Source organism: Bacteroides sp. AM10-21B (assembly GCF_003472565.1).
GTDB lineage: Bacteria > Bacteroidota > Bacteroidia > Bacteroidales > Bacteroidaceae > Bacteroides > Bacteroides propionicigenes.
Genome location: NZ_QRME01000008.1, coordinates 150499 through 160582, shown reverse-complemented (window position 1 = coordinate 160582; position 10084 = coordinate 150499). Strand labels below are relative to the sequence as shown.

Genomic DNA, 10084 nt, shown 5'->3' with positions numbered 1-10084 from the left:
AACTCTACTCGCTGGATTACAGCAATGCAAAAACTTACTTGATTGCCGCATTATTCATTGCAGGCAATATGGCACTGCCACAGTTGTTCCACCTTATACCGCAAGGTGGCATTACATGGTTACCCATTTATTTCTTTACCCTAATCGGTGCATACAAATTCGGTTGGAAAGTGGGACTGCTGACTGCCGTTCTCTCCCCGATAGTTAATTCATTGCTGTTCGGAATGCCGCTTCCCGCAGTACTTCCTGCCATTTTATTAAAGTCCGTATTGCTAGCAGTAGCTGCAGGTTGGGCTGCACACCGCTTCAACCGTATTTCCCTGCCTATCTTATTGGCTGTTGTTCTGTTCTATCAAGTAATAGGCACTTTAGGCGAGTGGGTGATGGCAGGCAACTTCTTTCAAGCCGTACAAGACTTCCGTATCGGTCTGCCGGGAATGGCAATGCAGGTTGCGGGCGGATATGCGCTGATAAAATACAGCGCGTCACTGTAAAGCCTCAACCCAAAAAGAAAACCTTAGAATCAATAATCAGAAAAAGAAATGATGAACTCTTTCTGTTCATTGAATTCTAAGGTTTCAACCAATATAATCTACGAGAATCAAAAAATCAACATTATATCACCTTGTAGACCAGCATCCTGTAACAAAGAATTTTCTGATACAAATAACTCCGGTTTCCATATTATTTTATCTTGTTTCAATCTTAAATCCCCCACAGCTCTATTATTCCATGAGTTCGTAACTTCCAGCCTTAATTCATTGTTCCCTTTTTTCAAGTAAGGCGAAACATCCAAGTTCCAAGGAGAACACCAAATAATTCCAGTCTTTTGCTCATTTATGTATACTTCCGTTACACAATTATTAGAGGGTAATTGAAGAAAAACAGTTTTGGCATCTTTCCATTCAAAAGATGTTTTATAAACTGCTGTCCCTGAATAATATCGAATCTTTGAATATTCTGATTTATTCCAATATTCAAGCTTTCTACATTCCATCTGCCCTACCCCTTGATAACGGCAATTAAAATCAATAGTCCATTTACTATCAATAATATATCGTTTCTTTAGCAAAGGCTTATCATCCAATTGTTCGTTATTATTAGAAAACACCACAAAACAAGATTCCCTAGGAGATAAATGTAAAGTAACCAATCCTTTATCTGCCGATAAACGATAGCGTTTTCCCGAAACCGCATCCCATAATTGTGCATATTGATATTTTGTTTTAAATGTATATAATCCTGAAACGATACTGTCAGTATGATTATTCAAAAAATAAATATCGCAATCATTCGTCTCTCTATGTGCAAAATAAAGTTTTTCTCCATATACATCCGGTAATATACAAGCCTTTTGTAAAGCCTCATCTAGAGTCATTCCAGAAAAAACTTTCCCTTTACCATAACCCTCCGAGTTCCATAAAGCACTTACCAAATCTTCATACTCTTTATCCTTACCCATATCCTCTTTACATGGTGATCCTGTCGGTCTGTTACCATATACATAAACACCTTGCTTTACCAATGAAGCTATTTTACGTAAAGCACCTAACGAGATTTCACCCGAACGTGGAAGTATCATCATAGAATAACTCTGTCCTGTAGGTAAAACAATCTTTCCCTCACTAGGTTCCATTCGGGATAACAACGCATCTTCTGAAAAGGCATCAAAATCATATCCGGCAGGTATCTTTGGTAGCCGATGAGTTAAGATTCTTACAGGAGCATTATTACCTAAATAAACACATAAATCAACAACCGGTCTTCCTTGCCGCATAACATAACTGACACGTGACTGATAATCTCCAAAATTACGACTTTTCTCCCACCAACTGTTATTACGCGAATAGGTTGCATAAAATCGGCCTCCCGGATATCCGGCATATTTAGTATACGGTTGGTGTACAGAAGCACATACGACAAACTCATTAATACCAAGTGAATACGCACCATCCGCAATATTCTTCAAATCACCCGGCATTGTAGTCAAATCTCCATCCGTGAAAGCTTCAGCTGAAGCTATTTGTTTACCATATAAATGAGCAGATGAGGACGATTCTTTTATATCATAATTGCCATTCGGTTGCATAAGCCAAAACTCCCCCTGGGGCTTCTGCACCTTACTTTTAGCAACAATCGGTATTGCAACTATACATTGGGCATTCCCTGTAGCCTGTGCCGTAAAAACAATATTACGATTACGACACAACCTATCGAACGTACCATAATAGCGTTCTGAAATCAAATCAGCAATTGTAAGACGTACATCATACAACACACTCTCTGAGGTTCTGACATCACCAATTACATATCCGGCCATTACCGGCAAATAAGGAGATAGATCATATCCCCGAAGTCGTTTGAACTCCAACAAAAAATCATCAGTCCAGTTTTGTGCACCTGCTTCGTGGCTATCCATTGCCATACCTTTCAAGTTATTAATACCATAATAATCCAATGAATCTAACACCTGTTTAAAATAGGCATTAAATTGCAAGGTCGAAGCTCGGGATGACATCTTATCGCATTCCAATCCCATCATATCCGGACGCCCATGCTTTACCCTTCCACCTGTCGGTACCATACATAGTCTCAATATCCGCCAGTGACCTTTTGGTGCATCCCATCTCAAAATACCATCTGTTCCTACATATCGGGTAATATCCAATACTTTATCAGACGGTACAGCTTCTCCCTCAGAATAAGCCGGAGTTGTCATTGTTTTCTCAATGTATTCTGATATATAACCAGCCTTATATTCATATTCATTAATCATAGGATCCGAACTTAATGCGATTCCTCCCAGACGCAAAGGTTTCCCCTCCGCCGAACCATTCCATCCTTGTAATTTAATTCTATAAAACCTTGCCTCTACTGGTAAAAAAGATATAGTTTTCTTTTTATAACTCTCGTGGGCACGATATAAAGGTTTCAAATCGCAAACTTTATGATATACCTCTCCATCTTCACTATATTGCAATTCTCCCACTGGAGGTAATGTCTTATATCCAGTCCCAACAAATGTTTCTTGAGGTTCTCCCGGAACATTCGTTGCACTAGTGGTTGCTTTACCTGATGGACCTATTATATAGGATATGCTCCTCAAAGACGTAGCCTTTGTATAATCTATATTAATGTATACCGGAACATCTTCCATAGCAGGAATATTATAAAGTTCCTGTCCTCCAAAAAGAAGTTCTGGTGTGACTTGAGATATATTAGCAGAAAGCTTTATACAAATCTCCGGAACGTCTTTTGTCGGAATGGCTATAACTCTTATATCCCGATAAAAATTATATTTATTATTGGGAGCTTGCAGTTTTAGCGCCAATGGTATTCCACCTGCTACAACAGTTTCAATACTTTCCAGACGTTTCATGGCATCGCATGGTTTAATCCACGGACCACCCGCCACAAATCCATTCGATACATGAAATTCAAAATCAAGCCCTAAACGTTTCGTCTCTTTAGCTATATAATAAATATTATCCCACCATTCTTTACTCATCGACAGCTCCGTATTCGGTAACTGGTCACCATGAACCTGGTCGTAGTAAACAATTCCTCCGATTCCTACACGTTTGAATGACTCCAAGTCTTTAGTCATTCCTTCCCGAGTAGAAGGAAATTTTCCATGAAACCACCACATCTTAGTCCGTGTAGAATCCTGCGGGTTCAAGAAACCATACAATGTATTATGCAGTGACCCACCAGGTAATAAACGGGAACCAGCATAACTCATTGGACCTATCAATAGAAGAACAAAAAACAATCTTACTATCTTCATGAAAGCTATTTATATAAAGTTGCAACAATAAAGAAAACAAGTTGCCTCAAGCATATTACTTAAATACTCAATAAAATGTTGAGACAACTTGTTTCAAATATACAATTTAATACCCCGGGTTATTAGTCCATGAAGTATGAATGTTCATTACCGTTAATGGTATAGGCAATAACAAATCTTTTTCAGACGGATTATTTGCTCCCATTTTAGACACGTGCTCATAATGATCTGAAAACTTTTTCATGGTCGAAATAAAAGTATCTTTTCCCATTCTTACTAAATCAAAATACCGTTTGCCCTCACCAATGAACTCACATCTTCTTTCATACATAATGTCATCCATTGTCGGGGTATGCCCCAAAGAAGCTAAACCTGCCCTTACACGAATAGCGTCAATCCACTCCGTAGCTAATTCCGCCTTACCATTATTAATCAAAGCTTCGGCATAAAGCAAATAGGCATCAGCAGGTCTCAATATCGGGAAATTCAACGGATAATCGTTCCATGCCTTTATTGTTTTATTGGTATTATCTTTAACCAAAAATTTTATCATCATACAACGTTCTTTATAATGGGCGGCATAATCTTCAGGAGTAAATCCATGCTCTGTTGTATCCCAATATCCCTCTGCTACAGATGTTTCCAAACGCTTATCGTTCTGTGCTTTCATGTCATTTACCAACAATTCATCTACCCTAAAATCCTGTCCTTGCAAATGATAACCGCTATAGAACCATTCCGGTATCATCACACCTCCGGAACCCTCCGTAACATATCCGGCTAAAGAAGAACCGAGACCTTGATTCCCGGATGCAAATTGTACAGAAAACAAATCGTACATATTTTCTTTATTCACATCAAAAATATAAGAATAATCAGGAGCAAATCTCTTCTTGACTTCATCCATAATAGGTCCTAAGATTGTTTCCGCCTTCTGATAAGCATTCTTATCATTCATCGGATACCCTGCCATTGTTACATAAACTTCAGCCAATAAGCATTTCGCAGCAACAGAACCAACTCTTCCCGCTTCTTCTCCTGTATAAAATGTCTCCAAATTATTTCCGGCATATTCCAAATCAGAAATAATCAGCTTATATACCTCTTCAGCAGGCTGTCGAGACAATGTTCTGGCCTCTTCATTCAAAACAGGATAATCTATCACAGGCTGAGGTCCATACGCCCTAACAAGTTCAAAATATGCCAATGCTCTGAGAAAAGAAGCCTCAGCACGATAACGTGTATATTCATCAGGAACTTTTTGCAATAGCATGTTAGCATCTCCAATTATTTGATATAAACGTGCATATATATCTTCATTAGTACCTGTTACATCGGTAACGGCATAATTCCTAAAATCAACCTGATCTCTCTGAGCATTTGCTAAAGCTGCATAATATAAGTTATCGGAACGCCCTTCAGACGCCATAAAATAATAAATTGTTGGAAAATCTAAATTTCCGCCATTGCGCCCCAAACGAGCATAAATTCCCATAGTAGCCTGATTAATTTCAAACTCCGAGGTATAAAATGTATCTGCAAAATTATTCTCAACCGGATAAATATCAATAAGGTCATTACAGGAACATAACCCACATGTAGCTATCAATGCTACTATATATTCTTTTGTTTTCATAAGCCTTTAATTTAGAAAGTAATGTTAACACCCAATGAAAAAGTTCTTGATAACGGATAAGCTCCCCAATCAGAAGATGCATTATCTTGTGTAGCTGCCTCAGGAGAGAATCCTGCATCATAATGATCCCACATATAAACATTATCACAAGACACATATACCCGAGCCTTATTTAAAATTGAATTGGGTTTAAATGGTATATTATATCCCAAAGTAATATTCTTGATACGAATATATCCTGCATCGTACAACCAATTCGTATCATATTGTCCACCTGTAACGGTAGCATAGAAAGCCGGCGTCTTTCCATCTCCGGGTTCACTTTCCGACCAATATGAGTTATATAACCATCTACTCAAATAATTATACTTCGGGTCATTTGTAGCACGATTATAACTTCTTGAACCAATAGATAAAAGTTCTCCACCCACACGTCCCTGCAACAGAATAGACGCATCAAAATTTCTATATTTAAACGTATTTGTAAAACCCCATTCAAATTTCGGTTGATAACTTCCTGCCACTGTATAATCATCGGATGTTATTTTTCCATCCTTATTATTATCTTTCCATTTTGAATCACCCGGCTTTTGCCCTGTATATATAGCAATACCTTTTTTAGGAGTAATACCATCGACCTCAAAATCATCAGCATTCAACGTTCTTTCCACTTCTAACAACATATAAGAATTTACAGGATGCCCAACCCTTTGTATAATCGTACTTCCCTGTCCTGAACGAATGTCCGAATCATCATCTCCCAAACTTGTAATCTTATTTCGATTCAGTGAAAAATTCAATGAAGAATTCCATTTAAAAGATGAAGTAGATATATTGGCTGTATTCAATTCAAACTCTAACCCCCAATTATCTACATTTCCGACATTGGCCATCATTGTACTAAAACCTGTAATCAAAGATACCGGAGATTTCAACAGTAAATCTTTTGTTACTTTTTTATAATAATCCGCAGAAAAATAAATCCGATTATTTAACACTCCAAAGTCAATACCAATATTATAAGAAGTTGTTGTTTCCCAACCTAATAAAGGATTTGCCAGATTACCTGGAACATAACCGCTAGCCATATTCTGAGAGTTACCTATCGCATAATTCAGAGCAACCATATTCGATAAGAACTGGGCTTCTCCAATACGGTCATTACCCGCTTGTCCCCAACTCAAACGTAACTTGGCTGAACCTAACCAATCAATGTCTTTCATAAAAGATTCTTCATTTAGTTTCCAAGCAGCTGAAACAGAAGGAAACCATCCCCATCTGTTTTCGGAACCAAATTTAGAAGAACCGTCTCTTCTTAAAGAAGCAGAAAATAAATAACGATCCATCAATGCATATTGTACACGACCAAAGTATGAAAGAAGTGCATTCTCTGTATAGTCAATTTCATTACTTTTCACCGTACCACCCTTATTTTTATCAAAAACCCAACTTTTATCATCCGGAAAGTCAGAAACGCTCTGTAAAGATGTATTGACATTATTTGATTCATAAGAAACCCCCAACATAGCATCAAAACAGTGAATGCCCCAGCTTTTATTATAAGTCAACAAACCTTGTATCAATAAAGAATTCGATATGTTGGTCGAATAACTGGAACTCGACAATTCACCAGGGTGGGCCGCAGTATTCCACTTTGCATTAGACCAAGTCGGAGTGTATGTTCTTTCATTTTTATTTCTATAATTCCACGCAACCATACCTTGAGCATTTAGCCCATCAATAATATCAATTGTGGTATTCAAAGCTGTATTGATTCTTATATCGGCATTCTTTCTGTCAGGAGCAGTAGCCTGAATATATGGACTAATCACATTCGGTCCCGGTCCCCATCCATCATAAAATTTATATGGATCAGCCCCGGCATTCCGCCCTGTCCCGGCAAGCGCCCAACCCGGTAATCCCAATGTTTTTGATACTGCATTTTCTTTTCCATCCACTTTAGCTCCTTTTTGTACTCCATACGAAGGAGCCACCATTAAACCAACTCTAATACGGTCTGTCATCTGCGCCTCTACATTAGCGCGAAGATTATATCGACTGTAGGAAGAACCATACACAATACCATCCTGTTTATAAATACCCCCAGACAGCGAGTAATTAATTTTCTCCGTAGCCCCAGAAGCAGCTAATTGAATATCATATGCCGGAGCTGTATGAAACAACTCATCCTGCCAATTAATAGCTTCTATTTCTGAACTTCCCCACCAAGGATCATAGATACCATAAGTATTCCGTACACCATTCTCTTTCAACGCATCACGTGTAGTCAATTTCTTACCTAATTTTGATTCTGCATAAGCAATTCTGTCTGTTTGATTAGTAGAAGCTGACATACCTGAAGCTTTCGTCCACTGATAATCATACCATTTTTTATTAAAAGCAATCCATTCATTAGAATCCATCACATCAACCTTCTTTTCCAAAGTAGAGATGGCGGTATAAGCATTCAAAGTAATGACGGGCGCACCAGTCTTTCCCTTTTTAGTAGTAACCAGTACAACACCATTAGAACCACGAGAACCATAAATTGCTGCAGAAGCAGCATCCTTCAGCACATCAATAGACTCAATATCATTGGGATTTATACCGGACAAATTATCAATAGGTACTCCATCAACTACATATAAAGGAGTACTTTCCCCATTTATAGATGCCGCTCCACGCACATTAATAGTAATATCACTCCCCGGAGCACCTGATGTACTTCTTACAGATACCCCTGCCATCTGCCCTTGTAAAGCCTGTTCGGCTCTACCTACCGGACGATCTTGTATCACATCTGAATTGATTTTGGCAATAGAACCTACAACATTAGCTTTTTTTACCGTCCCATATCCAACAACGACTACTTCATCCAGCATTTCCGTATCTTCTTGTAAAGTTATAGCCAAATTTTTGCCTTTTTGTACTTTAATTTTCTGATTTTGATAACCTATATAAGATATTTCCAAACTAGCATTATCAGCTGTTTCAAAAGAGAAATTACCATCAATATCAGAAATAGCACCATTTGAAGTCCCTTGTTCCTTAATTGTCGCTCCAATAATGGGTTCTCCATTAGTATCTACTACTTTACCCGTAACTTTAATTTTTTGTATTGGATCAACAGGTTGTGTTTTCTTTATAATAATTTTCTTTCCTTTAATTTCATAACTCAAATCATTCTGCCCATGTAGAATTTGTTTGATAACATTATTTATATCCTCTTCATTGGCAACAATCGAGACACGTTTGTTCGTATCTATATCAGCGGATGAAAATATAAACGCATAACCGGTCTTTTCTTTCAATTGTTCGATTGCATCTTTCACCGTTATACCACTGACATTCAACGATATATTCTGTGAAAAAGCAGAAATATGAAGACAAAGAGCTACTGAGGCTATTAAAACAGCCTTACTAAAGTTTCCCATAAACTTTTTGAATTTTTAATTAATGAATAGAAATAAGGTTTGGTAAGAAATTACCAAATAAAGCTGGCTCCCAAATCATTATCCGGGAAGCGAAACGCCAACGTCAGCCGGAAAAAGTAAATCCCATGGAGTTCATGTTTCTCATATTTTATTTTTTAAGTTCAACATTAATATAGTATATATACACCGTTTTCGTATTTATAATTCATCTGCTGGGTCGAAGCCATCACATCCAAAATCTTATCAATCGTATTGGCCGAGATTCCAAAACTTCCATAGAAACGTTTGTTGCGTAAAGAATCAGCAACTTCCACCTTTACATTATAGCTACGCATCAGTTTCTTAGCTATATCTTCCAGCAGTTCCTCATCAAAGAAAAGCTCATCGTTAATCCAAACATTAGCTTTGGCCGCCCTTGTGCTGTTTTTTACCATTTGACCGGTCACCTTGTTAAGAACCATTTTTTCGTTCGGCGTCAGATAAAGTTCAGGCATTTCCCTGATGCTGTTCCTAAGAACGACTTTTCCTTCCATCAGATTTACCGTCACTTCTTCATCATCCGGATAGTTTCTGAAATTAAATTTCGTTCCCAGCACTCTCAGATTCAGTTCTTTCGTATTTATTTCAAAAGGTACTTCTTCGTTCTTCATAACCTCAAAATACCCCTCACCTTCCAAACGCAACCGGCGGTCATCTACTCCAAAGCCCTGTGAATATATTATTTTCGATCCTGCGTTCAACCATACCAATGTACCATCCGGCAAATAGAGTTTAGTATGCGCTCCCATAGGTGCCTCTACAACCATATCCACAAAGTTTTGCTTCACAGCCTGCTTTCCCTGCCAATAAGTAACAAATGGAATCATCAGAATCAACACAACGGCAGCTACCCTCATAAAGGTTTTCCATGAGAAACGGAGCATCAGTTTTTGTTTCTTCTCCGTCTCGACAACCCGTTGTTTGAATAGAGAGAATGCCTTGTCTTTATCAAACCGTACAGCAGTATCGGCAACCCCCGAGGAAAACCATATCTCTAATTTATTCCGCACATATTTCCGATTAGACTCAGACTCCAAACTCCAACGTCTCAGTTCAGCAAAGGATTCTTTATCCAATTTTCCCGAAAGATATCGAATTATCAATAAATCTATATCAGTATGTTCTTCCAGTTGCATAATTCTGTTGCTTTATATATAAGACAAAAAAATCAAGAATGAGGGTAGTTGA

At 38.0% G+C, this 10084-nt stretch carries 5 protein-coding genes; 1 reads left to right on the top strand and 4 read right to left on the bottom strand.

The genetic code is table 11. From position 1 onward, the window contains the following. Positions 1 to 494 (top strand): ECF transporter S component (locus DW121_RS12275; RefSeq protein WP_233555808.1); only part of this gene is annotated, 494 nt, incomplete at its 5' end. A 107-nt stretch (positions 495 to 601) separates the two neighbouring features. Here DW121_RS12275 and DW121_RS12270 read toward each other — a convergent pair. From DW121_RS12270 to DW121_RS12255, 4 genes are all read right to left on the bottom strand, one after another. After that, positions 602 to 3787 (bottom strand): glycosyl hydrolase, encoded by a 3186-nt coding sequence (locus DW121_RS12270; RefSeq protein WP_118323923.1) that lies wholly within the window; start codon positions 3785 to 3787, stop codon positions 602 to 604. 106 nt (positions 3788 to 3893) lie between these two features. Beyond that, positions 3894 to 5423, bottom strand: coding sequence for a RagB/SusD family nutrient uptake outer membrane protein (locus DW121_RS12265; protein WP_118323922.1), 1530 nt, complete (start codon positions 5421 to 5423; stop codon positions 3894 to 3896). Positions 5424 to 5434: 11 nt separating this feature from the next. Further along, positions 5435 to 8857, bottom strand: coding sequence for a SusC/RagA family TonB-linked outer membrane protein (locus DW121_RS12260; RefSeq protein ID WP_118323921.1), 3423 nt, complete (start codon positions 8855 to 8857; stop codon positions 5435 to 5437). Positions 8858 to 9024: 167 nt separating this feature from the next. Further along, positions 9025 to 10032: a FecR family protein gene (locus tag DW121_RS12255; RefSeq protein WP_117712385.1), complete on the bottom strand. Its 1008-nt coding sequence runs from the start codon at positions 10030 to 10032 to the stop codon at positions 9025 to 9027. Between the last annotated feature and the right edge of the window lie 52 nt (positions 10033 to 10084).

Bases quoted from the DNA above. Each gene is read 5' to 3' on its own strand.
- DW121_RS12270 (WP_118323923.1), bottom strand. From the start codon at position 3,787: ATGAAGATAGTAAGATTGTTTTTTGTTCTTCTATTGATAGGTCCAATG.
- DW121_RS12265 (WP_118323922.1), bottom strand. From the start codon at position 5,423: ATGAAAACAAAAGAATATATAGTAGCATTGATAGCTACATGTGGGTTA.
- DW121_RS12260 (WP_118323921.1), bottom strand. From the start codon at position 8,857: ATGGGAAACTTTAGTAAGGCTGTTTTAATAGCCTCAGTAGCTCTTTGT.
- DW121_RS12255 (WP_117712385.1), bottom strand. From the start codon at position 10,032: ATGCAACTGGAAGAACATACTGATATAGATTTATTGATAATTCGATAT.